The sequence below is a fragment of the Pseudomonas cremoricolorata genome, assembly GCF_000759535.1.
GTDB classification, from domain to species: Bacteria; Pseudomonadota; Gammaproteobacteria; order Pseudomonadales; family Pseudomonadaceae; genus Aquipseudomonas; species Aquipseudomonas cremoricolorata_A.
In genome coordinates this window covers 3,251,130-3,275,106 of sequence record NZ_CP009455.1, presented here as the reverse complement: position 1 = coordinate 3,275,106, position 23,977 = coordinate 3,251,130, and the positions used below count along the sequence as shown (strand labels likewise).

General features: G+C 60.6%; 45 protein-coding genes. 12 read left to right on the top strand and 33 right to left on the bottom strand.

Features of this window, described 5'->3' with window-relative positions; genetic code table 11:
• Positions 1–48: 48 nt before the first annotated feature.
• From LK03_RS14845 to LK03_RS14700, 30 genes are all read right to left on the bottom strand, one after another.
• Positions 49–369, bottom strand: coding sequence for a superinfection immunity protein (locus LK03_RS14845; RefSeq protein WP_038413119.1), 321 nt, complete (start codon positions 367–369; stop codon positions 49–51).
• A gap of 51 nt (positions 370–420) precedes the next feature.
• Entirely contained in the window at positions 421–708 is a 288-nt protein-coding gene (locus LK03_RS14840; RefSeq protein ID WP_240478615.1) for a hypothetical protein, read from the bottom strand.
• Between the two features lie 77 nt (positions 709–785).
• Positions 786–1,229, bottom strand: coding sequence for a hypothetical protein (locus tag LK03_RS14835; RefSeq protein ID WP_038413118.1), 444 nt, complete (start codon positions 1,227–1,229; stop codon positions 786–788).
• 58 nt (positions 1,230–1,287) lie between these two features.
• On the bottom strand, positions 1,288–2,457 hold the full coding sequence (locus LK03_RS14830) for a phage tail tube protein (RefSeq protein ID WP_038413117.1): 1,170 nt from the start codon (positions 2,455–2,457) through the stop codon (positions 1,288–1,290).
• 62 nt (positions 2,458–2,519) lie between these two features.
• Complete coding sequence (locus LK03_RS14825; RefSeq protein ID WP_038413116.1) at positions 2,520–2,927, bottom strand: phage tail terminator-like protein; 408 nt, start codon at positions 2,925–2,927, stop codon at positions 2,520–2,522.
• The gene (locus LK03_RS14820; RefSeq protein ID WP_038413115.1) at positions 2,924–3,484 is read right to left on the bottom strand and encodes a hypothetical protein; all 561 of its coding nucleotides are present in this window, start codon (positions 3,482–3,484) and stop codon (positions 2,924–2,926) included. The genes LK03_RS14825 and LK03_RS14820 overlap by 4 nt, the downstream gene beginning before the upstream one ends.
• A gap of 2 nt (positions 3,485–3,486) precedes the next feature.
• Complete coding sequence (locus LK03_RS14815) at positions 3,487–3,867, bottom strand: hypothetical protein (RefSeq protein ID WP_038413114.1); 381 nt, start codon at positions 3,865–3,867, stop codon at positions 3,487–3,489.
• A gap of 3 nt (positions 3,868–3,870) precedes the next feature.
• A complete protein-coding gene (locus LK03_RS14810; protein ID WP_038413113.1) occupies positions 3,871–4,263 on the bottom strand; it encodes a DnaT-like ssDNA-binding protein in 393 nt (130 codons plus the stop codon).
• 39 nt (positions 4,264–4,302) lie between these two features.
• Complete coding sequence (locus LK03_RS21595) at positions 4,303–4,728, bottom strand: hypothetical protein (RefSeq protein WP_049870497.1); 426 nt, start codon at positions 4,726–4,728, stop codon at positions 4,303–4,305.
• A 24-nt stretch (positions 4,729–4,752) separates the two neighbouring features.
• Positions 4,753–5,784, bottom strand: a complete 1,032-nt coding sequence (locus tag LK03_RS14800; protein ID WP_038413112.1) for a hypothetical protein — start codon at positions 5,782–5,784, stop codon at positions 4,753–4,755.
• Positions 5,785–5,787: 3 nt separating this feature from the next.
• Entirely contained in the window at positions 5,788–6,495 is a 708-nt protein-coding gene (locus tag LK03_RS14795; RefSeq protein ID WP_038413111.1) for a hypothetical protein, read from the bottom strand.
• A 68-nt stretch (positions 6,496–6,563) separates the two neighbouring features.
• Complete coding sequence (locus LK03_RS14790) at positions 6,564–7,607, bottom strand: phage minor head protein (RefSeq protein WP_038413110.1); 1,044 nt, start codon at positions 7,605–7,607, stop codon at positions 6,564–6,566.
• Complete coding sequence (locus tag LK03_RS14785) at positions 7,597–9,048, bottom strand: DUF4055 domain-containing protein (protein WP_038413109.1); 1,452 nt, start codon at positions 9,046–9,048, stop codon at positions 7,597–7,599. Before LK03_RS14785 ends, LK03_RS14790 begins: the two co-directional genes overlap by 11 nt.
• Positions 9,049–9,055: 7 nt before the next feature.
• Complete coding sequence (locus LK03_RS14780) at positions 9,056–10,543, bottom strand: terminase (RefSeq protein WP_038413108.1); 1,488 nt, start codon at positions 10,541–10,543, stop codon at positions 9,056–9,058.
• A 2-nt stretch (positions 10,544–10,545) separates the two neighbouring features.
• On the bottom strand, positions 10,546–11,070 hold the full coding sequence (locus LK03_RS14775; RefSeq protein WP_038413107.1) for a hypothetical protein: 525 nt from the start codon (positions 11,068–11,070) through the stop codon (positions 10,546–10,548).
• Positions 11,071–11,116: 46 nt separating this feature from the next.
• Positions 11,117–11,488, bottom strand: coding sequence for a phage holin family protein (locus LK03_RS14770; protein ID WP_038413106.1), 372 nt, complete (start codon positions 11,486–11,488; stop codon positions 11,117–11,119).
• Positions 11,481–11,894 (bottom strand): putative holin, encoded by a 414-nt coding sequence (locus tag LK03_RS14765; RefSeq protein ID WP_038413105.1) that lies wholly within the window; start codon positions 11,892–11,894, stop codon positions 11,481–11,483. The genes LK03_RS14770 and LK03_RS14765 overlap by 8 nt, the downstream gene beginning before the upstream one ends.
• A 37-nt stretch (positions 11,895–11,931) precedes the next feature.
• Positions 11,932–12,189 (bottom strand): hypothetical protein, encoded by a 258-nt coding sequence (locus LK03_RS14760; protein ID WP_156109540.1) that lies wholly within the window; start codon positions 12,187–12,189, stop codon positions 11,932–11,934.
• Positions 12,190–12,320: 131 nt separating this feature from the next.
• A complete protein-coding gene (locus tag LK03_RS14755) occupies positions 12,321–12,911 on the bottom strand; it encodes a hypothetical protein (RefSeq protein ID WP_038413103.1) in 591 nt (196 codons plus the stop codon).
• Positions 12,908–13,507, bottom strand: coding sequence for a recombination protein NinG (locus LK03_RS14750; RefSeq protein WP_038413102.1), 600 nt, complete (start codon positions 13,505–13,507; stop codon positions 12,908–12,910). The genes LK03_RS14755 and LK03_RS14750 overlap by 4 nt, the downstream gene beginning before the upstream one ends.
• A gap of 202 nt (positions 13,508–13,709) precedes the next feature.
• Positions 13,710–14,009 (bottom strand): helix-turn-helix transcriptional regulator, encoded by a 300-nt coding sequence (locus tag LK03_RS14740; RefSeq protein WP_038413101.1) that lies wholly within the window; start codon positions 14,007–14,009, stop codon positions 13,710–13,712.
• Positions 14,006–14,476, bottom strand: a complete 471-nt coding sequence (locus LK03_RS14735; RefSeq protein WP_038413100.1) for a hypothetical protein — start codon at positions 14,474–14,476, stop codon at positions 14,006–14,008. Before LK03_RS14735 ends, LK03_RS14740 begins: the two co-directional genes overlap by 4 nt.
• Positions 14,469–14,756 (bottom strand): SIMPL domain-containing protein, encoded by a 288-nt coding sequence (locus LK03_RS14730; protein WP_038413099.1) that lies wholly within the window; start codon positions 14,754–14,756, stop codon positions 14,469–14,471. The genes LK03_RS14735 and LK03_RS14730 overlap by 8 nt, the downstream gene beginning before the upstream one ends.
• On the bottom strand, positions 14,753–14,884 hold the full coding sequence (locus LK03_RS22665; RefSeq protein ID WP_276203304.1) for a hypothetical protein: 132 nt from the start codon (positions 14,882–14,884) through the stop codon (positions 14,753–14,755). The genes LK03_RS14730 and LK03_RS22665 overlap by 4 nt, the downstream gene beginning before the upstream one ends.
• Positions 14,881–15,138, bottom strand: coding sequence for a hypothetical protein (locus LK03_RS14725; protein ID WP_038413098.1), 258 nt, complete (start codon positions 15,136–15,138; stop codon positions 14,881–14,883). Before LK03_RS14725 ends, LK03_RS22665 begins: the two co-directional genes overlap by 4 nt.
• Positions 15,138–15,332, bottom strand: a complete 195-nt coding sequence (locus LK03_RS14720) for a hypothetical protein (RefSeq protein ID WP_038413097.1) — start codon at positions 15,330–15,332, stop codon at positions 15,138–15,140. The genes LK03_RS14725 and LK03_RS14720 overlap by 1 nt, the downstream gene beginning before the upstream one ends.
• On the bottom strand, positions 15,332–16,069 hold the full coding sequence (locus tag LK03_RS14715; protein ID WP_038413096.1) for a replication protein P: 738 nt from the start codon (positions 16,067–16,069) through the stop codon (positions 15,332–15,334). Before LK03_RS14715 ends, LK03_RS14720 begins: the two co-directional genes overlap by 1 nt.
• Positions 16,066–16,797, bottom strand: a complete 732-nt coding sequence (locus LK03_RS14710; protein ID WP_038413095.1) for a helix-turn-helix domain-containing protein — start codon at positions 16,795–16,797, stop codon at positions 16,066–16,068. The genes LK03_RS14715 and LK03_RS14710 overlap by 4 nt, the downstream gene beginning before the upstream one ends.
• On the bottom strand, positions 16,794–16,973 hold the full coding sequence (locus LK03_RS14705; protein WP_038413094.1) for a hypothetical protein: 180 nt from the start codon (positions 16,971–16,973) through the stop codon (positions 16,794–16,796). The genes LK03_RS14710 and LK03_RS14705 overlap by 4 nt, the downstream gene beginning before the upstream one ends.
• Positions 16,970–17,785 (bottom strand): Rha family transcriptional regulator, encoded by an 816-nt coding sequence (locus LK03_RS14700; protein WP_049870495.1) that lies wholly within the window; start codon positions 17,783–17,785, stop codon positions 16,970–16,972. The genes LK03_RS14705 and LK03_RS14700 overlap by 4 nt, the downstream gene beginning before the upstream one ends.
• Before the next feature lie 157 nt (positions 17,786–17,942).
• Between LK03_RS14700 and LK03_RS14695 the strand changes: the two genes are divergently transcribed.
• Positions 17,943–18,140, top strand: a complete 198-nt coding sequence (locus tag LK03_RS14695; protein ID WP_038413093.1) for a hypothetical protein — start codon at positions 17,943–17,945, stop codon at positions 18,138–18,140.
• Here the strand turns inward: LK03_RS14695 and LK03_RS22200 are convergent.
• The 3 genes from LK03_RS22200 to LK03_RS14680 form a co-directional block, all read right to left on the bottom strand.
• Complete coding sequence (locus tag LK03_RS22200) at positions 18,133–18,294, bottom strand: hypothetical protein (protein WP_156109539.1); 162 nt, start codon at positions 18,292–18,294, stop codon at positions 18,133–18,135. The two genes, LK03_RS14695 and LK03_RS22200, sit on opposite strands and share 8 nt — an antisense overlap.
• Before the next feature lie 232 nt (positions 18,295–18,526).
• A complete protein-coding gene (locus tag LK03_RS14685; protein ID WP_038413091.1) occupies positions 18,527–18,730 on the bottom strand; it encodes a hypothetical protein in 204 nt (67 codons plus the stop codon).
• Between the two features lie 30 nt (positions 18,731–18,760).
• Complete coding sequence (locus LK03_RS14680; protein WP_038413090.1) at positions 18,761–18,958, bottom strand: Cro/CI family transcriptional regulator; 198 nt, start codon at positions 18,956–18,958, stop codon at positions 18,761–18,763.
• Between the two features lie 114 nt (positions 18,959–19,072).
• On the opposite strand from LK03_RS14680, the gene LK03_RS14675 reads away from it, so the two are divergent.
• The 11 genes from LK03_RS14675 (at position 19,073) to LK03_RS22320 (ending at position 23,847) form a co-directional block, all read left to right on the top strand.
• Positions 19,073–19,876: a LexA family transcriptional regulator gene (locus LK03_RS14675; RefSeq protein WP_038413089.1), complete on the top strand. Its 804-nt coding sequence runs from the start codon at positions 19,073–19,075 to the stop codon at positions 19,874–19,876.
• A gap of 35 nt (positions 19,877–19,911) precedes the next feature.
• On the top strand, positions 19,912–20,256 hold the full coding sequence (locus tag LK03_RS14670) for a hypothetical protein (protein WP_038413088.1): 345 nt from the start codon (positions 19,912–19,914) through the stop codon (positions 20,254–20,256).
• A complete protein-coding gene (locus LK03_RS14665) occupies positions 20,231–20,785 on the top strand; it encodes a hypothetical protein (RefSeq protein WP_156109538.1) in 555 nt (184 codons plus the stop codon). Before LK03_RS14670 ends, LK03_RS14665 begins: the two co-directional genes overlap by 26 nt.
• 362 nt (positions 20,786–21,147) lie before the next feature.
• Positions 21,148–21,339 carry a hypothetical protein gene (locus LK03_RS14660; RefSeq protein WP_038413086.1) on the top strand — a complete coding sequence of 64 codons (192 nt, stop codon included), beginning with the start codon at positions 21,148–21,150 and terminating at the stop codon, positions 21,337–21,339.
• A 58-nt stretch (positions 21,340–21,397) separates the two neighbouring features.
• Positions 21,398–21,631 (top strand): hypothetical protein, encoded by a 234-nt coding sequence (locus LK03_RS14655; protein ID WP_038413085.1) that lies wholly within the window; start codon positions 21,398–21,400, stop codon positions 21,629–21,631.
• Positions 21,632–22,199: 568 nt separating this feature from the next.
• Positions 22,200–22,460, top strand: a complete 261-nt coding sequence (locus tag LK03_RS14650; RefSeq protein WP_156109537.1) for a hypothetical protein — start codon at positions 22,200–22,202, stop codon at positions 22,458–22,460.
• The gene (locus tag LK03_RS14645; protein ID WP_038413083.1) at positions 22,457–22,678 is read left to right on the top strand and encodes a DUF551 domain-containing protein; all 222 of its coding nucleotides are present in this window, start codon (positions 22,457–22,459) and stop codon (positions 22,676–22,678) included. Before LK03_RS14650 ends, LK03_RS14645 begins: the two co-directional genes overlap by 4 nt.
• A 20-nt stretch (positions 22,679–22,698) precedes the next feature.
• Entirely contained in the window at positions 22,699–23,118 is a 420-nt protein-coding gene (locus LK03_RS14640; protein WP_038413082.1) for a hypothetical protein, read from the top strand.
• Positions 23,115–23,309 (top strand): hypothetical protein, encoded by a 195-nt coding sequence (locus LK03_RS14635; RefSeq protein WP_038413081.1) that lies wholly within the window; start codon positions 23,115–23,117, stop codon positions 23,307–23,309. The genes LK03_RS14640 and LK03_RS14635 overlap by 4 nt, the downstream gene beginning before the upstream one ends.
• Positions 23,306–23,674, top strand: a complete 369-nt coding sequence (locus LK03_RS14630) for a hypothetical protein (protein ID WP_038413080.1) — start codon at positions 23,306–23,308, stop codon at positions 23,672–23,674. Before LK03_RS14635 ends, LK03_RS14630 begins: the two co-directional genes overlap by 4 nt.
• Positions 23,671–23,847, top strand: coding sequence for a hypothetical protein (locus LK03_RS22320; protein WP_038413079.1), 177 nt, complete (start codon positions 23,671–23,673; stop codon positions 23,845–23,847). The genes LK03_RS14630 and LK03_RS22320 overlap by 4 nt, the downstream gene beginning before the upstream one ends.
• The last annotated feature ends 130 nt before the right edge of the window (positions 23,848–23,977 follow it).

Genomic DNA, 23,977 nt, shown 5'->3' with positions numbered 1-23,977 from the left:
TCCGGGCATTAAAAAACCCGCTTGAAGCGGGTTTGATTTTTTGTTCCTTTAGCCCCCTAGGAGCTTCTTTTTCTCTATTTCGAACTCATCATCTGTGATATGTCCGCGCTCTTTCATAGATACCAGCCTATCTAGATCCTTATATTTACTCGATCCAGGCATTTGCTTCACATCTTTGTTTATTGATGAGGCGGACCAGACTACAGCTGCAACCCATCCGATAAGGGTCCAGCCGAGAAACAGATTGAGGGCAAAGATGCTTCCTCGATTTGGATGCTTCCTGCTTTTCGCATTGATAGTTGGCAAAAAGTAGATAACAAAACCCATAATCCCGAGCATCAAAGCGCCGGCTGTACCGGTATCAAGCATTGGCTAATCTCCGTGTTAGGAATCCCAATTTATCATTGGATGCCTAGGGAGTCATCGCCTGCCGGCTATTGATCGCGAAATCCCGTCGCCCTTTCTTTCCTTCTCCTGCTGCTCATCCCACTGCCTACGGAACTCGTCATCGATGGCGAAGATCCCTGCCTCGAACTCCTCGCGGCATATCGCTGAAGGGTAGCGGTCCAGATAGTCGCCAATCGACATCGGAGATATTGGCGCCGGAGCACCTGCCATGCCCACGTACTGACGTGTTCGACTGATCCAGCCATAGGCTTCCAGTATCTGGGCGACCACGCCGTCTATCTCTGGCGCTTCTGGCACCATGCCTACCAGTCGCTCATGCTGATGGCGTTTCTTCTCGGCGCCAGGACCAGTCCACTCCCGCCCCCAGCGATATGCCGCTAGGGCTTTTCCGCGGTGGCCACCGCCTGCTGCTCTACCCGCTTGGCGATGTCCACAGCAGTGCGCAGAGCCAGGAAGTAAACTTCAGGCATCTGCTCGATCAGTGCACGGCAACGTTCGGGGGTGTACGGCGCGGGGACGCCCGGGTTGGCCTCCTCGTCGATGCCCTTCCAGTCCTTGATCAGGTGGCGCGAGGCCAGATCGATGAACAGATCGTCGTCGGTCTCGCTGGCGGCTTCAGGCAGCGCGGCGATTGTGAACTCGTCGGTGCCGATGCCCGCCTGCTGGTTGATCGCGGCCAAGTGCCGGCGCACCAGCGCCTGGTGCGACTTGTAGATGGGGTTGGCGATCGAGCCGACCAGAATCTCGGCGCCCGGTGCGATCTGCACCCAACGCTCGCCGTTCACGTCAAGCTCGGGTTTCTTGGCAATGGTAATGCCCATGGTATTCCTCTGCGGTAAATGGCCCAGCACGCACCGCAGGGCGCGCCAGGCGAAGGGGTTAGGCGGTGACGGTCACTGCACTGGTGTCGGTCTTGGTGCCGTCGGCAACACTGGTGGCGGTGATGGTTGCAGTGCCGACCTTCACGCCAGTGACCAGGCCGGTTTCGCTCACCGTGGCAACCGTTGCGTCGGAGGTAGTCCAGCGCACGGCTTGGCTGGCGCCCGTCGGGGTCACGACCACTTCCAGGTCCGCGGTAGCGCCCACCTTGACCGACAACGTCTCTGGGGTGATGGTCACGGTGCCAATGGCTACCGGCGCCGGCAGACGAGTGATGGTCGGCGGTACGCGGCGGGCGGTGAAGTTGAGCTCGACCTGGATGATGTCGGTCGCGCCACCGTCCGGCCAGTCGCCGGTCACTTCCAGTTCAGGGATCACGAAGTCATAGCCGCCATCGGCGTTGGCAACGGTGAACTCGAGCCTGATCGCATCGCCGTTTTGCTGGGCCCGCCAGAGGTTGTAAGCCATCTTCGACCAGGCAATCGTGATCGAGCCGGACGGCGTGAACCGGGTTGGGATGATGTTGCCGGGGTAAGGGCTGCCGTTGCCGATGCAGCGCTGGGTCTGCACCTCGTTGTCGAACTGCAGGTTGAAGCTGTCGACGCAGGCGTTGTCTTCGCCCACCTGTACTCCGTTGATCTTCAGGCCGCTGATGTCCTTGAAGGTGTAGCGGCGCTGGCTCTGCTCGGTCTGGGCATTGACGATATAAGACGTGTTGTCGCCCTTGTCATCCCATCCTCGCGCCGCCAGGGTCGTGGTGACGGTGATCTCATTGTCACCGGGGAAATCGAAAGCCATGGTTGAGACTTGCGCGCCGCGAGCAACGCCGGCAACGCCGATATCTGTCGCGTAGGACGCCACAGAGAACGTGATGCGCTTGTCGCCCATGGTCAGGGTGTCGTTGACCCATTCGCTACCGAAGCAGGATGCCAGCAGATCGTCGAGGACGCCGTAGCGCCATTTGGTCTCAACATCGCCGCCTACGTCGACGGTGGTCTGGGTGGTGCCCTGCGCCATGCGCGTGAAGCCGATTTCGTTGTTCTCTTCGGTGTTGTAGGTGGGCATCAACCCGAAGCTGATACGGGTGAGCACGCTCCATGGGCCTGGCGGGGTGACGCCCGGCGTGATCTCACGGATGAATGCTGTTTGGACCTTGGCGCCGCTGCTCATCGGGCGTTTCTCCTATCGACAGGCGAAAAAAAACCGCCAGGCGGCGGTGAATGTTGCGAGCCTCAATAGGCTCGGTAGGGGATCGAAACGTTGACCTGCCACCAGCCATTGCCCTCGTTACCGATCACGGCTGCCGAGGCCTCGAAGCACTCGAATTGGGCGTCAGGCGCGGTGTAGAACTGGAAGTGGCTGACCAGTGTGTCAGCGGCTCGGGTGATGGCGAGGTCGCCAGTGTCGAGCGGCACAAAAAGCTGGACGATTATCAGGCCGGTGCGCCGTACAACTGGCCCCGCGCCGATCTCAGGCGAGCTCGGAAGGCCTGGCACATGATTAAATCTGGCCCAGAGTGCGCGGCCCTTCGCATCGAATGGTCCATCTCGGTCGTTGGGGTAGGTTATGTCTTTCCGGGGCAGGCCAATCCATTCGCTCATCCTGACGATGATGATGTCCCGAATCTGTTCGAGGGTCATGTGCTGTAGGCCTGTGCAACGCCATTGAATGAGACCGCGTAGATGCCGCCTGGCGCCTGGGTTGAGTGGCCATCCTCCAGTTTCTCTGCGTATGGCAGATTGTTCTGGATGTAGACCAGGGTGTAAGCCTGAAGCCCTTGCAGTGCAGCCTCGCCATTCGCGATGGTTGCGCTGCCGACCTTGTCGATGACGTCGAGCTGGGCGTCACTCGGTGCGCCAACCGTGACGAAGTTGTTGCCCCGGAAGCGGCCGCCGATGTAGCCCTTACCGGCTGCCAAATCGTTGACGAAATAGTTCTGGTCCCGCTCCTTCTTGGTCAGCTTTTTACGTCCAGCAGCAAGCGCGCGGGCGTCGTAGGCATCGGCCAAGGCCAGGTTCTTCGACTTCTGGGCGCGGTTCGCCTGCCACAGATCAGGATTGCCGACCGGTGAGCGAGTCACGATCTCGCGGAGAAGGGCCATTGCGATGACGCGCGATCGAGTGGCGACCGCTTCGTCTACCTCCTCGCGGAATAGCGTCGGCGGCGTAGTCCATCCCCTGCCCTTGGGCTTGGCCATGACTACCTCCTCAGCTGGATCTCATAGTGGGCTTTGGCCGGGTCAATTCCGGGTTTGACCACCTCGTAGGTGACTGGCTCGCCTGTGATCAGGTCGGCAGCGGTGATCCGGTGCCCTATGGCCGGGAGGTCGGTCACCTCGTTGGCCAGGCAGATCAGCAGCACATCGCCGGACATGATGTTGATGCCGTCGATGCGCCGGCTGTCGTACTCGTCGAGCACGCCGCGCCCGGTGTAGGTGACCTGCTGGCGCGTGCTGATCTCGGTCAGCGGGTCGGTCTCGCCTGGGCCGAGGTAATGTCCAGTGAACGCTACGACAGCGTCTGCCAGGTCTTCGTCGAAGGCAGCAGCCAGATCGACCTGGATGTCATTGCGCAGGCCCACGGCTCACCCCCTGTTCACGGCGAAGCTGAATGCATTGCCGCGCCAGGGCGTCAGGAGGACCAAGGCGAACTGGATCGCCTCGGGCTGCGCGCTGGCGCTGGTGCGGTCGAGTGATGCGTAGGTGCGACTGGTCGATACCGATCCAGCCTTGACGGTCTTGGCCTCCAGCGAGCCTTCGGTGTGCTGCTGGTAGAGCGTGCCGGCGGCAGCGGCCTGGGCAAGCTGCGCGCCGGCCATCTTCACCTCTTCCGGAATGGCATCCATGTCGATGCCCACCAGACTGAGCGAGGTGAGGTATGCGTTGGCCTGCATGACCGCCAGCGCCTTCTTTTCCTCGGGCGACCAGGCGCTGCCAAGGAGGGCGTCAACGTCCGCCACGGTGATGTACGTAGCCATCAGGCCTCCGCTTGAATGAGTGGGGCCGAAGCCCCGGCGTTACTTCGGCAGGTCGTCTACCAGCTTCTGCAGCGACTCTTTCGACGCGTTGGCGCGGTAGCTGACGTTGGCGGCGTCGAGCTTGGCCTTCAGCTCGTCGATTTCCTTCTCGGCCGCCAGCCGGTCCTGCTCTTCCTTGTCGCGTGCCTGCCGCTCTTGGTCTGCTTGCTGGAGGGACTGCAGCTGCTTCTGCAGATCTTCCCTCTCGGCCGCCAGCTGGGCATTGGCGCGCTGGAGCTGTTCAACCTGCTCTGCGCCGCCGCCGTTCCCATGAGCCCCTGGGTTGTCCGGTTCGGTGCGGACATGGTCTACACCGCCTGTTTCACCAACGGTTTCTGGGCCCACGATGATTTTTCCAGCCGTACCACCGAAGCCCCAGCGAGCTTTACTTTCCGGGTCGATGTAGTTGTCCTTTGCAAGTGCCATGGTGATCTCCTCGAAAGGGCTCTGTTACGAGCCCAGGGTGGAAGTGATGAACGCCAGCGGCACCTGCTTACGCGCCCACTTGCGCTGCCAGTTGGTAGCCAGGGCCAGGTCGGACCAGTTGGCCGATACCGGACGGGTGGTGCCTGGGGTTCCGGTGATGGTCGCCGACAGGAACGAGTAGCCCAGCGGGTGCACAACGAAGTTGCGACGGGTCCACAGGGTTTCAGCACCGCCACCGTTGCCGCGGGCCTCTTCGCGGTCGTAGGCGATGTCGTTCTCGTCCTGCTCTTCCGCGTAACCGATGGCGCCTGGCCCGAAGATGATCGACAGGTACTTGGCGTCTGCACCAGTGCCAATGACCGGCATGCCATCGTCAATCACCACCAGCATGTTCTGGTAGCGGCCGAACTCAGGAACCTGGTCGGCGATAGGGGTGAAGTCGATCAGGTTCAGGATCGACAGTTCTGCATAGACCGCCGAATGCATCACGATCGAACTAAGTGCCTTGGTACCGTTCGGGGTGACGATCTGCGGGGTGTAGTCGCCCATGGTTGCCCGAGCACGGATCACCGAAGCTGCTGTGATCGGGCCGCCAGCGTCCACCACCATGTCACCGTCGTTGCCGGCAACGTTGCCGTTGTAGATACCGACAACCGTGGCAATGGTCCGGCGCTGGGCTACGCGCTGCCAGTAGCTGGTCAGGCGGCTGGCCACGAAGTCCAGCGGATCTTGGTTGGTGATGTTCTTCACCAGGTTCATCGCAGCCCAGCCTTCGTTCAGGTAGGCGGCGCGGGCCTGCATTTCGGCGCTGGTCACCGCCAGCGGAACCGCGATGTCGGTGTAAACGTCGTTCGAGTAGTTCGACTCGATGGACGCATCCAGGTCGACCCACCACGGGATGGTGAAGGTGTTGGACGGGCTGGCCAGCAGCTGCGACATATCGCTGTTGCTTACCAGGATGCCGGACTGGAAGAACGCGGTCTTCTCGACGGTGTTGACGCGCATGTAGTCGCGCAGCTCGTCGCGGAATACCACGTCCGATAGGATGGTTGGCATTGGTTACTTTCCTTTTTTCGAGGCCTTTTCATGCGCTTCCTTCAGGCGCGCATGCTCGGCAGGGTTATTTCGGCGGAGCTCTACACGCTCCATGCCGCTCAGTTCTTCCCACTTCGGGGCGGCCCCGCCACCCGGCGAACCAGCGGCCCCGCCGCCACCCGCCTGAGATCCGCGCACCAGGGATGCGTAGCGCGGCTCTTCCTGAAACTCTTTGCCCAACTGCTCCAGCGTCGAAACCGTGAGGTTGCCGCTGGAGTCGGTGACACGTACCTGGCCATCGACAATGCGCAGCCGGCGCTCGAGGAACTCGGCCAGGATCTCGGCGTTCGGTCCGTCAGCGATCTGGGCCGCGACCTTGGAGGCCGCACCGCTCAGGTCGCGCTTCTCGATGCCGGCCTGCAGGTCTGCCAGCTTCTGGCGCTCGGCGGCCAGGGCTTGCTCGCTGCTGGCGTAGAGCGACTCGTAATCGCCCTTTGCCTTCGCAGCCTCCACGGCTTGCTGCTCTCGCTGCTGCTCAGCATCCCGGGCGCGCTGTTTGGCCGCCTTCGCTTCGTCGAGCAGGGTCTGGTTCTGGCGCTTGAGGCCTTCCAAGTCCTCGTTCTGCGGCAAGCCCTCTACCGTCAGCACGTAGTTATCGCCTTGGGCCTTGTACAGCGCTTGCAGGGCTGGCTCGAGTGCATCGAATGCTGCTTTGTCGATCAGGTATTTCATGTCATCCCCCGGATGATTTGCCGTTGGCTCAGCCGCGGGCGTAAAAAAACCGGCTCATGGCCGGCTGTTCAAATTCCTGCACGCTCGAAGGCGCGCGGTTCAAGCTGCCTTAGCTCGTCCAGCGTGATCTGGTGGCCGCTGTCGTCGACGAACCGGTCCAGGGTGAGCTGGCCCTTGCTGAACAGCTTGTAGCGGGCCGGGCCCAGGACATCGATCTGGAACGCGGCAGGCTGGCGGGCGAGCCATTGCTGGTAGGTGGTCTTGCTCGACACCTGCTCAGCACCATCCGGGCCTACTGCCGGCCTGCCCGAGCCGGGAATCTCCCGCTCGAACAAAGGTTTGAGGACTGGTATCTCTGAAGTCCGGCAGTTCCAGTGGAAAGGCGGCGATGGCGCGCTGAACGGCACCACCGTGTTGTCGATCGAGCGGCAGAACGGCGATGTGCGACCGTCCAGCGTGGCGATGCGGCGCTTGCCGGCCAGGATGTCGTCGTTGGCCTTGAACGTCTCAGCCCTTGCCGTGCTTGCCACATGGTTCGTCATGGTGCGCACCAATGCTGACGCCTGGTCCCGCTGGAGCTGGTGCACGCTGGTTAAGCGCTGACTGATCTGCTGCGTTGTTTCGCCGAGCGCCGACCCGATCTGGATCTCTCCCACGATCTGCGCGGACTTAGCTGTGCCGAATTGGTCCAGCGCGCCGGCGATGCTGATGCGCTGCACCCCCGCCCTTGCTTCGAGCAGCATCGGGTCTGCGAGAGCGGCAGCAGCGACAAGATCGGCTGATGGCACATGTGTCTGTACCAGCGCGGTGACGACCTGGCCAAGCATTCGAGCGCTGAAAGAGGCCTCGTAGCCGGCGAACTCGCCAAGGTCCAGCATGGCTTGGTTCTTCATGTCGCTGTAGATGCCCTGCAGGTCTCGCTGGAGCGCTCCAAGCTGGCTGTTGAACCGTTGGGTGCCATATTCGCTCAGCCCGCCGCGTAGCGCCTCCCTTGCCCTGCTGATGGCCTTGGTGATGAACTTGGCTACCCGCTTGATGTTTCCCCCAGCGTATCGCTGCACGTACACCTGGTGCCGGGTGGTCGCGTCGGCCAGATAGCCTTCACTGCTCATCATCTTCACCTGGTGGCAGGTCGTTGCCCGTATCGCTGCCGCTCACCGGCGGCTGGGCCTCGATGTCTTCGTCGATATCCTCGTCGGTGCGGTCCGATTCGATCGCCCCTGCCTGGCGCAGGTTGGTGCGCAGGTCGGCCTTGGCGATGATGCCCTGCTGCCACAGCTGGACTTGAGCCAGGATCATCTGCGCGTCCATCTGGTCGTCGAAGAACTCCTGGTTGAGCCAGAAGACCGTGCCGTCCATGTTGGCCTGGCCGATCATGAACAGCTCGGCATCCAGGATGGCCAGCTTCAGTGCCTCGGACACGTTGCCGGCGATGGTGCCCAGCACGCTGTTGTCGGAGCTGTAGCGGATGCGCACGGCCTCTGCCGTCTCAGCGCCACCCGCCTGCTGGACAATGCGCGCGCCGATCATCTGCATCTGCGTCTCTTTGTCCTTCATCAGCTCGCGGGCCAACTGGGTTTCCCTAGCCTGGAGGAGCGTGGCCGTGCCGGTCTTGCCAAGATTGATACCGCATTGGGAGCCTACGTGTATCCCGTTGGGGTTAAATTTCTTGAAGTCCTCAGGAGTGATATCTGTGGTGATGAACAAAGTGGGCTGAGAAACGATGAACCCGGCCTCCTCCACTGTGGCGCTGTTGCCGTAGTGCAGGATGTTCACGTCGGCGATGTCTTCGAGCGGACCCTTATCGATGGCTGCGTCGTTGTTCTCGGCGCCGTAGAAGTGGAACGGGATGTGGTCGAGCGTGTTGCCGTTGTGGTCGGTCGGGACGCTTTCCTCGCCATCAGGCTGGTCTTCACGGTACACGCGCTGCTTGTAGACGCCACCCTCCAGCACCAGGGCGCGATACTGGTCGACAAGCTTGAACTCGAAGCCATCAGCGGTCGGCTCGTTCAGCACCTCATGCAGCACGACCAGCGCCAGGCGCTTGCGGCCCTGGATCACGTCCTCTCGCCAGTTGATGATGCTCAGCGCCGGGTAATGGTGAACCCAGGCCTGCATGCCGCCAGAATCCGCCTTAGTGCGCGGGCGCCCGTCGCTCTCGATCTTGGGGTAATCGGTGAGGAAACCACCGCGACCTGTATCCAGGCACTCGCCCACAGCATCCTTGGACAGTTGCTCAAGGCTGGTACCGTCGCCGCTGGCGTTCTCAAGCAGGTACTGGACCTGAGACGGCAGGTCGACTTCGGCCGTCTTGCGGAACACGGCGCCCAGCAGTCCAGTGCGCGTCCGGCCCGTGATGTTGAGGAACATCGCGCGCTTCTTCAGCTGCTGATAGCGCTCCAGGTTCTCGTCCGACCGATTCGTAGGGTCCGGCATGGGCAGGTATTCGTCCCACTTGCGGACCTCCCTGGCGCCGGCCACGCATCGCTTGACCAGGCGCCAGCTCGGAAGAGCATCGCTGTACTCCTTCCGGGTTGCGCTGTAATTCGGCATGCTGGCCTCAGAATGTGAACGTGACGGGTATGTGCTCGACCCGCGAGCGTTTGGTCTTGGCTACGGCGAAGTAGCGGAAGGCGTCGGCTGGGTGGGATGACCAATCATGGAGCGGCTTGTCTTTCCAGCAGCCGCGCTTGTCGTCCCACTCCTTGCGGTAGCTCTCCAGGGCAGTGATGCCTTCCTCGCACTTGGCCTCGTCGAAGGCGCAGCGGGGTAGGATCTCGCGAGCCTGCTCGATGCCTTCGTCGATGCTGAGCTTGGGCACCACTTGGAAGGTCAGCGAATAGCGCTGTCCGTCGATCTCGTAGCCCTCACGCGCGATTTCGCGCCTGGTCTTGCCGTCGCTACCAAACTCGCGGTTATCGATGTCGTGCGGGCCCCAGTGCTCGCCGTAGGTGTATCCACGATCCTTCAGCACCTTCATGTAGTGCCGCAGGCCTTCGCCGCTGTTCTGGTAGAAGTCGATGACGTGGAACTCCTCGCCCACGATCCGCACGAACCAGATCGCCGTCGAGTCGCCCACGCCGATGTCCCAGAAGGTGTGCACGGGCTGATGGCTGTTGTCTGGCAGCTTGCCGATCCGCTGGGCGGCGTAGAGCTTGGTGAACTGTTTGGCGTAGTACGCGCCTTCGATGGTCTGCTGGAATGCTTCGGCAGGGATCGACGGGTACTCGCGCTTCATGTCGTCGCCGAGGGTCTTTTCCTTGGCGCTGTACCAGGCGCGTTGGCCTGGATTGGTGACGATGCCGTGCTTGGCGGTCAGGTCGTCGAAATACTTGGTCAGGCGGTCGGGGATGACCACGCCGTTCGGGTCCAACCAGTACAGCGCGTTGCGCCACCAGCTGAAGAAGAAGAACTTCCAGTCGAGCAGCCCCAGGGATACGCCAGCCAACTGCTGCTTCTCGGCAGACTGGCTGTAGTCGAAGAAGTACCCAGCCCGTCCCTCTGCCGTCGACTCGATCGTAACAAAGCACTCAGCGGCCACAGCCTCGAACGCACCGGTGACGATCTCTCGCGCCTTGTGCGGGAACTTAGCGCAGATCTTCCCGAACTCGGAAACGTGCAGGTAGCGCAGCGTGCCGCCCCGGAAGGAGGTGGACACGTAGAGCGAGCCGCCCTTACTGAACACCAGTTCGCCAGCGGCATCGTTACGCGCCGGGTTGGCCGCCTTGATCTCCTTGGGCAGGTGGTCGTAGGCGTACTTGATCTTCTCGCGGAACAGGCGCTTGGCGTCGCTCAGGGTGTGGGCGATCAAGGCGCACTTGGCAGCCTCGAAGAGAGCGGCGTCGAGCTGGACGATGCAGACCAGGGTGGTGAACCCCAACTGCCGCGCCTTGAGGATGATGTTCCGGGTGTGCATCCCCTGGAAGTAGTCGATCTGCTCCTGCGTCATCCGGAAGCGGACCTTCTTGCCCTGCTTGTCCGTGATGAAATACAGGTTGTTCAGCCGCCAGAACCGATCCCGGAGCAGTTTCAGGTGCTCGGGCTTCATGGTCAGGCTTCCTTCGATAGTTCATCCATCAGGCTGGCCAGGGTGTCGACCGTCTTGTCGCCTTCCTCGGCATCGAGGCCGTATGCCTGGCGCTCGCCCTTAATGACCTTGAGCTGGGCATCGACGCCCGCGTTCAGCGCTCGGGAGAAGTCGCCCAAGTTGTCTTCGTTGACATCGATCTCAGCCAGGGCCACGGACAGCTTGTCGGCAATGGAGCGCCAGTTCGCCAGGCCAGTGCGGTGAGCCAGAACGACAGAGGCGGCCTCGGTAGCAGCTTCCTCTACGATCTCATCGTCAGTTCGCGGTTCGCAGTGCGAACCTCCCGCGCGAACCTCGGTGCGAACCAGCTTGGCCTTGGCGGCTTGGCGGACCTGGTCAGTGAGGTCACGCGCCCACCCGTTCTTCCTCGCCTTGGCGCGAATCGCGGTGTCGCTGATGCTGTTCCGCTCAGCGATGGTGCGGATGGAAAGCGAACCGGCCCGGTAGGCACGTTCAATCGCCTCCCAGTCGGGTTGCTTGGTTGTCATGGGATACCTCGCGCCACAAAACGGCGCATGTCGATTTTGTGGCGCGCTACCTCAGCATGTCGCTCAGGCGTGGAGGCAGGAGGCGAGCCATGTTGCCTCGGGCATACAGCACAAAGAACAGGATGCAGAGCATGATGATCGTCAGCGGTGGCTGAACGACGCTTGAGAACTCGTTGAACTTGTAAATCACCCGAATCGACTCTGTGAAGTTCGCGCCAGCGAATGCGAAGGCGATGCCACCAATAACGCGCCTATGCTTACCAGTAGCCTTCCTATATCCAGCTACGGCCAAGAAAATCAGGAAATGACAGCTACCACGGATTGTGAGTAGCGCGTCGGGGATCACGCCATCAAGCCACATGGCAAAAGCATGGAAGTAAACCCCAGCCATGGTCAGTGCGTAGGAGATGTTATCCATCTTCGCGCTTCCCTCTCTTGAAGAAAGGCGGGATGAGCCCTCCCAAGAGATCGCGGCCCCAATCCAGCCATTCGGGTTTCGGCCCGCCGTCTCGCCAGTCCTTGAGGGATCCGAGCATGAAGGAGGCGATGGAGGAGACCACAAGCGCTACGCCTGCGGTCACGCCGTTGTAGTCTGTGAAGTTCATGGCGATTACGCCAGCGATGTAGCCGGCGACGAAGGAAAAGACACCGTAAAGGAATCTGCTACCCAGAGGAATCTTGGCGGAAGCAGCCAGGAATCCACAGCAACCACCGGCCGCGCCAAGAAGAAGCCCGTAATCCAGTGGAATCTGCGTGGCAACCGCCATGCCCGCGCCATTCGCCAGTCCCATCGTGAGTGCGCCGGCTGTGCCTTCTGCGCTCATGCTCGCTCCAGACCGAGCGATCTCGGTGTTATGCGGCCTACCATGAGGCCGGGTGTTGCCACTCGAAGCCCATCAGGCGAGCCAAGACGCCAAAGGTCAGCAGCGCTGATCCTGCGCAAAATACGAAGTTGATCAGCTTGCGCGATATCACTGCGACTTCTGCAGAAGGGCTAATGACGGCCTGGATGAAGATGAACGCAGCAAAGAAAATGTTGCTGCTGATGTCGCGGTGCATGACGAAGTTGAGCATCGCCAGGCCAAGGGCCAGTAGGCTCCAGCAGGTGGATCGGGTCACTGAGCCTCCGGGGACTCTTGAGGGCCTCTCGGGGCAATAAAAAACCCGGCGCGAGGGCCGGGTCATGTGATGCGTTTGCCAAAGGCAAAATTGTCAGAATGGCGAAATAGTGTCACCAGCCGGACATTTCGTCAAGCGGCCATTTTCATCTCTTTCAAAACCCGGGAAATGGGCACCAGCGCGTCACGGTCCAGGTCGCTGCATGCGGCGAAACAAGCGTCGATGAACCCCTCCCACTCCCTTCCCCACTGCTCGGATGAAAGCTCAAGCCCATGGATGGCCAGCAGCCAGGCGCGGAACACCTCAGGCGTTGGGCATGGGTCGATACCTTCGCTCTGCCCTCCCTGGTGCAGTCGGCGGTACCGGTGCAGCACCCCGGCAGCGACCGTGCGAGCCTTCTCGAACTTCTTGGCATACATCTTCGGACCTGCGTTGTACGCGACGAGAAACACCATCTCCTCGGCCTGCTCGCGGTCGTCGTGGTTCTCGACCGGGTTGTACATCCAGCTTCCAAACGCCCGAAGCGGATCAGGCAGCGTGCTGATCGCCTGCTGTATGCAGCCGGCCAGGGCCTGGTGCATGGCGTGGCTCGCCTTCCGCTGCTTCTCGGTGGTCTGGACCATGGCCCCGAGCAGTCCCAGGTTTTCGATGAATGCCCCCTGGCTGTCCCAGGCCGAGTAGTAGCAGTCGTGCCAGGCCTGACGTGCACTGTTCAATTTCATGCTGCGGCCCTCTTCAGGTCACGGAGTTTCTGGCGGTAGGTGGCCTTGATGGCCTGAAGGTCTTCGATGGTGTAGCGGCGCGGTGCCTGGTCGGCCTCGAGCGCTTCAACGGCGGCCAGGCCAATGCGCTGGATCAGGCCCAGGCGGTACTCGGCCACGTTGCCGGACAGGTAGCGGTTATCGTGCTTCGACTGGGCGTGGCAGTTGTTTTCGTCGAAGCGCAGGTGCGGGGCGGCGCCGGTGCTGCGGTAATGGCCGGCGTCGACCGCATTGCCGTTCCAGTCCAGTGGTCGGCCGCTGGAGATGCACGCATACCCCGCCAGACGGTCCCGCTCGCGGATGTAAGCGTTGAACGCGGCTTGGGCCTCTCGTAGGTGCTCACCCTTCGTCTTGAGCTTCTCGCGGCGCTCCTGCAGGTCTTGGCGCTTCTGCTTGGTGATGGCCTTGGCCGCAACCTTCTGCAGCTTTGGGTCTTTGGCAATTGCGCGAGCACAGGCAATGCTGCACACCTTCTGAGTGCTCATGGTTGGATGGAAGGGCTTGCCGCAGCCTGGGGCGCGGCATTTCTTCGGCTTTGATGGCTTGAGGAGGCTCATTGGTACACGCTCCCTGGCTGGCCTGGCTCATTGCTGCCGGTGCACGCCAGGTCGTGATCACTCGCACGGGGGCAGCGCTTGCAGCCACACACCGGGCACAGAATCATCTTGGTGGACGACAACGGCACCCAGCCGAATGGACCTTCCATGCCTAACCGGTGCTCTTCGATGCAGCGGTGACATTCGCATTGGTGAGGCATGACTACGCGCATGGCTCGGCCTCCTTGGGCATGATCACGCCGCGCGCCATGGCCTTGGCCACCAGTTCCGCGCGAGTCTTGGCGCCGAGATGAAACCGAGCATCGCTTAGCCGCTGGTTGACCGACTCATGACTCATGCAAAAGCGCTGAGCGATGGTCTTCGAGTTCAGCCCGGCGGCCACCAGCACCAGGAACTGAGTAGCCCTGCGCGTGACGCCGCGTCCATAGCAGCCGATCCAGCCATCGCTCTCCCAGGTGCCTGTATCGTTGTTGCGAGGAAGGTTCTTCTCCTGTGCCTTCATGCCGCCACCTCGCCCACCAGGTCGCCGAAGAAAACACCCTTGGGCGTGAACTCGGCCAGGATGCGGTCGGTGTACGCCACGCCCTGGGCGCGGTTGAACAGACTGGTCACCGGGAACCCGTCCGGGCCGAAGAGCTTGCACTCCCCCATCATCGCCAGCTTCTCCTCGTATGGCAGGTGGCGCATGACCCGGTACCAGGCCTGCTGGAACTCGACGTCTTCGTTGAGCAGGATCTGCACGCCGATGTGCAGCTTGCAGTAGCGTCGGGCATCTGCGGCGTCGCCGATCTGGGTCATCTCCGCGATGCGCTTGTAGAACGCGAACCACAGCGCGTTCTGGTCAAGGGTGCGGTCTCTGCCCGGGCGCAGGCTGACTACCACGAACTTCTTGTCGCGGAACATGCTGGTCAGCTTGCTGATGGCTTCGGATAGCTTGGTGGTGCTGTTGACACTGATGCGGTCAGTCATGGCTCACCGCCTTGGCCATGGCCTCAGCCTTTTGATCGGCCCGCATCACATGCTTGGCGCGTGAGCACTCCAGATTGCCGTAGCCGCTGACGCTGTAGCCGATCAACTGCATGAGCTGCGACCGATCATCTTTTTCATAATCGCGCGCGGCGATCTCATTCAGGTCGAGGCCATGCTTCCGGCAAACTTCAAGCATGTCGCTGACGATCTGATTTGCCTTGAAGCGGATAACGCCGTCGGCCGCCACCACTACAGGCTGCATTGGGTGTCTTTTGCTCATGCCAGCACCTCACACTCAGGCCAGATCAACTGCGCCTCACGCAGAGCCCCGGCGTGATCCAGGGCCTGCTCCAACAGCACCATCGAGAACCGGCGGGTGCCTACGGTTATGGTCCAGGTGCGCTTCATGACTTCACCTTCAGGCCTTGGGCCTCGATTGCTTCGCCACAGGCGCGAACACCCTGATTCCAGCCAGGCGCAAGCAGAGTGCCGGTCGCCGGAAGTTGCACCACTACGGCCTCGCGTGAGGCCTGCCAGCCATCCCAGGCGCCATTCGCGTATGGGCTTTCGTAGAACTCGGGGTGCGTGGACGACCGAGTGAAATCCATTCCCCTGAACTTCGGGCTGGCCTCAAACTCTGCGCGCATCTTGTTGGTGTCCATCAGTGCTGCTCCCAAGGCAGGAAAATGGCTGAAATCAACTCGGGGATCTCCCGGAAATCTCGACGGTTTTGCCAAAGGATCGCGACAGAGAAAATGATCGGAGTGAACGGCAGCAGTGCCAGCAGGTACAGACGAGCCAGCCATGGGCGGCGGATCATCCACGAATTCAGGCCGTGAGCTTTGAACTTGCGCATCACTTGCACTCCTTGCCGGCCACAGGCCCGCGCTTGAACTTGGCCAGCAACTGCGCTCGGGCAGCGGCTGCGGTGGTTGGGATCCCCTGGATCTCCAGCAGGCGCACCTGGCGCTGGGCGGCGTGCTCCTCTGCGAGCTGGGCCAGGCTCTTCTGGCTGTCGTGGCCGATGCCGGTGGCGATCTTGCCGTCGAGGGGTTTGCCCTCCTGGGCGCGTCGCACGATGATCTCGTAGGCCCGGTCGAAGCGACTGCGCAGGCTCTTGTCGTCCTGGCGGGCGGCGCGCAGGTCGAAGACGCCGGTCTCGATGGCGGCCAGGCGCACGGCTTCGTGGCTGTACTTGGCCATCAGCGCCTGCATCCAGGCGTCCTCGGCCTCTGGCAGGCCCAACTGCTCTGGCGTCGGCTTGCACCAGGCGATGAACTGGCCAACGCTCGGGGCGAACGGCGATCCGCTGCGGCGGCATTGCAGGATGGCGTAGCGCACCTGCTCGATGCTGCTGATACCGGCGTCCACCAGGGCTGCGGTCCAGTTGCGCCGAGCAGTGTTCAGCGCGCGGTCATCAGGCCAGGCCTGCTTGTAGGCCGGGAAAATCCCCTGCAGCTGGCGGAAGATCTTCTCCACCACCTCGCCGGTCTGGTCGTCGACAACGCCCAACGGCTGGGAAGCGACCGGCACCTGGCCAGTGGTACGCAGCGCCCGCGCAGCGGCAGGCACCAGTTGAGTGACGTTTTTCATAGGTCATCGCTCGTGTCGTGACGCCAGCTGGTGTCGTTGAAGTCGGGGCCGTTGCGGCGCTGGCCCGGCTGGGCACCCGGCAGCACCTTCTCTGGGAACAGGCCGGTCCAGCCGTTGCTGATCGACTGGTTGATCACGGCGTCAGGCGAGTGGTGGCCGGCCAGGGTCTTGGCTTGGCGCTCGCAGGTGGTCTTGGTCAGGCGCTTGCCGATCTCGCGGCGGTGCTGGCACCAGTCGGCCCAGGTCTGTTCGCTGACGTTGATCGGCTTGCAGGTGAGCGGGTCGAACTTGGGGGCCTTCTTCTTCGCCAAGGGAGCGGCAGCGACCGCCTGCTCTACTAGTTCAGTGACTGGTTCAAAAGAGTGACTGGTTCTGGTGCTTTCTGGGCCTACACCCCCTGTAGGCTGTGGGCCTACACCTGTGCTTTCTGGGCCTACAGGGGTGCTGTTTGGGCCTACAGGTCGGCACAGGGTGATGCGGTAGAGGTTCGAGCTATTCCCCTTCGGCCCTTCGCGGTTCTCGATGCGCACCAGGCCCTGCATTTCCAGCTGCTTGATATGCTTGCGAACGGTGCTGCGGTCGATCTCACACTGGTCCGCAATGTGCTGGTAGGACGGCCAGCACTCGCCTTGGTCGCTCGCATTGTCGGCCAGCTTGATCAGCACCAGCTTGCGCAGGGGATTGCCGACCTTGGTCTTCATGGCCTTGACCATCAGTTCCATGCTCATGCTGATACCCCCAACTGCAGGGCCAAGCCGATCACTACGAGCCATCCGGTCAACGCGAGCGCTCGGAAAATCCGCGCATCGCTTTCAGCCTTGTGCGCACGAATCAGATTCGTCATGGCTTGCGCGCGCTGATCGTCAAAGAGCTGCTGTATCCGAGCGCGGTCTTCAGGGCTCATGCTGCACCCCGCACGGCCTTGTCGTGGGTGTGCAGGCCGTCCCAGTTCTTCTTCATGGGCAGGTCGCCAGACAGGTACAGCTCGTACAGTCGAGTCGCGCCTTTGCGCAGCAGGATCGGCGTGTAGCTGATGAAGGCGTCCTTGCCGTGCGGGGTCACTTCGTGCTGGTGCTCGGTCATGTACTTGTCGCGGGCGTAGGCAGCAACGCGGTAGCGCGTGCCAGAGCGGCCTTCGGCGTAGAGCCAATTCCGCGCCTTGAGGAAGGCGTTCACCTGCATGACGTTGACCCCATTGAGGCCCTTGCAGAACTGGGTGGCGGTCATGCCTTCCTTGAACAGGTTTTCGAGGTGCTCGATCTTGGTGGCCTGGGCCTGGACTTCGACTGTCAGTAGCAAGCGTGCCTGCTCGGCGGCCTGCTTCTGCTCGACCTGATCCGCCCAGGCGCGCGCGGCGGCGGCCGGGTTGGTGAAGTCGGGCAGTGCCAGGGCGACTTGCGATTCCAGCTCGCGCCAGCGCTTGATGACGGCCATGCGCATCGCTGCGCTGTAGCCGGTGAGCAGGCAGTCGGTATGCTCGCGGTCCAGGCAGTACTCGCGCTGAGCCCGGTTTTGCGAGTCGAAATAGATCTGTCCAAATTTGGACGCATCTTCTTTCAGGTCGCCGAGCATCTTTTCGATGTCGCGCTTGACGTGCTGATGCTGCTTGCCAGTCAGTTCGGCGATTTCGCGCGATGACATCGTGCGCGCCACGAAATCGTGGTTCGCATTTTGTGGCGCGGGCCGGATTAGGGCCTGTACACTTGGGGTCTGCATATGCATAATTCCTCTACAGAGTTTTGTGTTGCAGATAGCCGGGCCGTAATCCCGGCTTTTTTGTGCCTGCGTTTCGGTGATGCGGTGCCGCATTGGGTGTCCGGCGCATCCGTGGTAGCTTTTTGCTTCCACACGAAAAGGCCATCGGAGGCCGGACATGACTGACGTTGTAAATCTGAACAAAACTTCTGCTACTGCTGCTCTTCAGGTTGTCGTTGAGCTGATCAGAGCAGGCCATCTGAAGGCTGGAATTCCAGGTCGAGAAGCCGAGATGATCATCGCTACCCACAAACAGCTCTCTGCATACTTCGAGACGTCAAAGGGGGAGCCTTTGAGCAGCACTGACCTCAGCTAACCTCTTGACTTAGCTTTTCAAAGGCTGCCTTGACGGCGATCGCGCTACGCACGGCGATTTCTGTCAGGCAGTCCGCCTGCGTGTTCGGAAGCGAAGCCACTAAAACCTCCTTCAAGGTTTCGATCTCGGCTTTGCTTGGCTCTCTGGTTTTCATGCCCTTCTCCTGCTCTTTTGAGGCCCTATTGGGGCTATCGACGGAACGGAACAACCGGTCCGCGTGGCGCGCGTGGCGCGGTTCTCTTCTTCAGCTCTTTCTGGATCAGCTCTGCGGCCAGCTCGCCAGGGTCAAACCCTTTGCGTCTCGCCAACTCCCTGAGCAACCCGTCGAACTCTTCGTCCAGCGGGACGGTAGTAATTCGTTCAGGCATAGAGCCTCCTCGGGCTCTTCAGGCCGCTGTGCCATGTTCGGTATCTTCTTCGCCCAGTTCGGAAAGCATGCTTCGAAGGCTCGCCTCCAGAAGCTCACGGGCCAGTACGGCCTTTTGGGTGCGGTGGAACTTGGCAAGGCAACGAAGAAGGTCGTCGGTGTCTTGATCCAAGCGAACTCGCGTTATCTGGTCATGCAGATGACTGCGGTCCTGGTAGGCCATACGGGTACTGCTCCTTGCTGGGTTGGTGGGTTAGGCGGCGGATTTGCGGGCAGGAATCGGTCGCACTTCGCTGGCCTGGATCTGCCCGTCGTCATGGATCGTGATTCGAATGTCGCGCTTGGCGCGGAGCATCTGGGAGACGGCGCTTTGTTGAATCCCGAGCGCCTTGGCCAGGTCGTTCTGGGTTCCATGCCCCGCCAGGTATTGCTCAAGGGAAAGAGTGGTCATGACTCATGCCTCACATGGTTTGGCTTGATATTAGCACTGCTGTTTTACATAATTCAAGCGAATCAGTAGCAGTGCTGTTTGCTTATAAATCAGCTCTGCTACTAAATCACGCGCATGAAAAAACCGATCAGAACACCGCTATCTGCCGAGCAGCTTGAGGACGCCAAGCGGCTGAATGACATCTATCTGAAGCGCAAGAAGGAATCCCGTGAAGATCCCAATCAGGATTTGCTTAACCAAGCCGAGGTTGGCGAGCGTTGCGGTTGGAAATCTGCCCAGAGCATCGTCAGTCAGTACATGACCGGAAAGGTTGCACTGAATTTGGAGGCACTGCTGAAGCTGGCCGAGGCGCTCGACTTCGAGCCTGTCGATGTGAGCCCGTCGCTTGCCGCCGGCATACGCCGCTTCGATCCTTCCGCCTCAGCACTTGCGGGTCAGGAAGCTGCCAACTGCCCGATCCCTGAATCAGAAGACTTGCCTGATGCCAGCGATGAGTTCTACGCCTTCATTCCGCAGTACGACGCAAAGGCAGCCGCAGGCCTGGGCAGCGAGAACCCGCACGTTGAGATTCAGTCGACCCTGGCATTCAAACGCAACTGGCTGCGCTCGAAGGGGGCGAAGCCCGAGCACCTGATCGTAATGTACGCCGACGGCCAGAGCATGCAGCCCACCATCAACCACAAAGACGTGCTGCTTGTAGATCGGTCCAAAATTGAGCCTGTCGATAGCAGCGTCTTCGTGCTGACCAGTGCCGATGGCGCGATCGTGAAGCGGCTTGTTCAGGCTCCGCTGGGCCAATGGATTCTGCGGAGCGACAACAGCGACAAGCATACCCATGGCGACCGCATGTATGGCGCCAGCCAAGGCAATGAGCACCGCATTATCGGCCAGGTGATCTGGCGCGGTGGGGACCTGTAGCGTGCAGATTTCCTATGCTTTAAGAGGAAATTCCAATGACGGAATTAGCTACAAAAGATGAGCTACAGACGGTTATAAATGGACTTAACGAACGACTTGCAAGGCAACATGTCATCAACAGGACGCTTGCAATGATTCTCACTGAGGTGATGCTCACATCTACTGCTGCGTCGATGGTCTTAGGGACGATCACTCCGATGGTGACAGCATCAGATGGGCTAGAAGAAGATCTTGAAGATAGCGTTAGGATCTCTCAGGGTTACCTAGGGGACAAGGCTGATAGGCAGGAACAGTTATGCGCACTGTTGATCCAAGCCCTGAGCGAAGACCATCAAGGGATTGAGGAGAAGCTACGTGAAACCTTCAGCCGCAAGTCTTGATGATTATTCTTTCGACGCCCGACGATACTTTGATCGCCTAATGATTGCGCCTGCACCCAGGGTTGGCGGACCAATGGATCGTGACAAAGACGTACGGGAAGACGATACTCGCTTGATGAGCGATATCACACGTGAAGAGTTGGACGCAAAGCTGGAAGCCACCCAAGCCAAGATTGATGCACGTTTGGCCGGCTTCGAAGGCGCCGTGCGCGATACGCTTTCTGCAGTCCGCCAGGATTCTGCTGAAATGCGCGGTGAGCTCAAGCTGATTCAGTCCCAGCTAGGTGAAATCAAAGACGTTAAGCGCAGTGTATGGGGTGCCGCCGCAGCTACGGTTCTCGGCGTCTCCGGCATCATAGGTACGATCATTGGCCTTTCTGTTGCAAGTTTCGATTCAGGCCGCGAAACGTCACAGCTTGTAGAGTCAGCGAAGATCCAGTCCCAAGCCACTCAAAAGCTTTTGGAGAGAATTCAGGTTCAGCAACAATTGCAGGAATCCCCTAAAGTGGATCCAGCCCCGTCCCGATAGCTATCCGGCATCCAGCACTTAGCCCGCCACTGCGCGGGCTTTTTTGTGGGCGGTGAAAAAATATTAGCACTGCTGTTGACTCATCAATAGCAGCAGTGCTACTTTTTGTTCACCGAGACGGTTCAGCCCCTCGGGAGGCCCTCAAGCCTCAAACCATCTGGACACGCCAGATAGCAGACGACAGCGAAGTGTCGATCCAGGCCCCGCAAGGCGAAAGCATCAAGCGGACCCGACCTGAGCAAGCTCTTTGACAGAACGATTGAAGCCAGCGACCGACGCCAGTAGCGGGTCGCGGCGCACCACGAGATTCACTGATGCCGCTTCGATGAGGCGGTATTGGGAATCCACTGGAGGGAAACCAGATGATCTACCGCAACGAGAAAGGCCAGTTCATCACCGAGAAACAAGCCATCGCCGGCGATCTCGCCTTCTTCATTTCTGAGTGGAAGCGCTGGGCGCTGGAAGCGTTTCGCAAGGGTGACCATGAAGACGGTCGTCGCTGCCTCGCAGAGATGCGCGACTGCCGCCAGAAGCTGAACGCTCTGACCGCCTGACGATTCACTGAAGCACCTGGGCGACCGGGTGCTTTGGGAATCCACTGGAGGAATGAGCATGGCGAGACTGATTGCGGTACTGGGTTTGGAGGTCAGCGAATGGCCAGAAGGAATCGATCACTTCTTCTGTGATCCGGATGGCGAGGTTCGTGGGTCTTCGCATAGTCGCGCTGATTTCTATCCGAAGAATCTGGTTGACGACATCGATCGAGGAAAAGACTTCGGTGACGAGACCATTCATGTGACGGAGGCTGACTGGAAAGAATTCAGGCTCGCCTCAGGCATTAAGTGATTTCACTGGCTGGCCTTGGCGACAGGGCCAGACGGGAAGCCAACCACCATGGAGGGCAATGCGATGCGTGTCGGAGATCGCGTGAAAACTCCAGACGGACAAGGAGTTATCGCAGCCACAGAATTCTATTCACGGATTGGCGGCGGAATTTTCCGCTACGGAGTAAAGCTGGACATTCAAAGGTATTTTTACCCAATCGCCTATTACTGGCATGAAGAGTTGGGCAGATCTTAGTTCCCTGACAGCCGGAAAGACGGCCCGATGCCCTGCTCCCCATCGCAGGGTGCATCGGGATGCGATCTGAATGCGCAGGCTGATGCGCCAGTGGATTTACAGCGTGGCCGGTAATGGTGCCGGACCTACTGGGGGTGTGGCTAAAAGCCCCGGAGTTATTGACTAAACCCAAGCCGGAGATCAGTACCGGTCAGATCGCATCACCGATACACCCCGCACCCCCTTCCCTTCACATACGACCGCATCGACAGGTGCCGGGCTTGGCTTTTCACGCCCAGCTTGGTCCCTGGTGCCCGGCGCCTGATCAATGCGGTTGACTACCGAGGTTCAAGTGATGAGCAAAGACACAGGCGGACCAGCGTTCCCCACCATCGGCTACGACAGTGGCGCAGCAGCAAACGGAATCGGTTTGAGCGTGACTGATGATCCGGGCATGACCCTGCGCGACTACTTAGCGGCCAAGGCGCTACAGGGGATGCTCCCGTACCCCGGCAACGAAATGTGGGGCTCTTTTGCCGAGATGACCCCGAAGCAGGCCGCTGAATCTGCTTACGGATACGCCGACGCCATGCTCGCCGCCCGGGTGAAGCCATGAGCGGCTGGATCAAGTGCTCTGAGCAAATGCCCGAGCTGCCCAAGGGTGGCGGTAAGGCCTGGGTCATCGTCTACACCCCGGCACGGAAAGCGCAAAGCGCCTTCAACGGCGCCCGGTTCCTCTACTGGAACGGCATTGACTGGCGATACGGGGATGGCTCGCGCTTCGAGCACCGCGTGACGCACTGGCAGCCACACCTCACCCCACCCACCGAGTAACCCACCACCTGGAGGCGACCATGCGCGCACTTCAAGCAGCACAATGGCAGTACGACAACCAGTTGCCTCCACCGGTGAGCGAATCGGCAGAGGAAGAAGCTGAACGCTGCTGGATCGAGGAAGGCATCGACCAGCTGATGCGCGGCGCGGACTACGTGTTCAAGCGCCGCATGCGGCCGCAACAGGGTGTGACGCAGGAGCGATTCGCTGTCGCGGTCGAGGAGTTCGCCATGGACCGACTTTGCCAAGGCACCGGCAACACGTTGCTGGGCCGGCTGATCCTCAGCGCCCACGCCAAGCACGGCGGCGACTCGCAGGAAGCTGCGCACAACCTGCTGGCCGTGCCTGACCCTGACGAAGCTTTGCGGCAGATCGCCCACGACCTGCTCATGCCATTCGCTGAACAAGGAGTTCTGGCCCAGGCCGAGGAGGCAGAGTGAAAAGTCCTCATGTGCTGATCGACAACGAGCTCGATGCGATGGCCGATCCCGCAACACCGCCAGAGTGGCAGGCCATGGTGCTCAGGCTGCTCACCGAGATGCTGGCCGACCAACGCCTCACCATCGAAGAATTCAACCACTACTGCGAGCGCCTCAACAGGATCGTTGATGGGCGCAAGGAGGCTGCATGAGCGAAGCTGACTGGGAAGGCTATCTTCCTCCAGATGGTACGCCCTGTGAGGGCTACATCTACGCCGAAACTGCCAACCAAGGACGCCCGCTAAACGAGTGGGTGCCCGGTGTATTCATTGGTAAAGCCTATGCGGCCAATGGCGGCGCGATGGGACTTCTGAAAACTGAAGATGGGCGCGTTCATGCAATAGGAGATTTCTCCTTCTTCCGCCCCATGCGCACGCCAGAACAGATTGAAGCGGAAGAGCGTGAAAAGGCGGTTACAGAAATCTTCCAGGTAACAGGTCTGCGGGCCAGAGATGGCGGAAGGATAGTTGCCGAAGCAATCTATGACGCAGGCTACCGAAGGCAGGAGGCGCAATGACGACTCCAATCGTGAAATCGCTCATCGACGAGCAGGTCGAGGAAGCGCACGCCGCCCAGGTGCGCGGCACTCTCCGTTTCCCGGTAGGCATGCGCGTGGCAGACCTGCCCTACCCGATCAAGGCGGACTGGCTGAAACGCCGGCCAATCGCTAGGCCGAGGCCATGCCCATGACTCGCCACCAGCGCGCCCGCCGCCTGGTCATCTGGCGCGGCTCCTTCTCTGCCCTCTTCGCGTGTACCGCCCTCATGCTGGCCAGCGCTCTGGCTGGCTCAATCACTCAGTAACCGAACACATCAGCGCC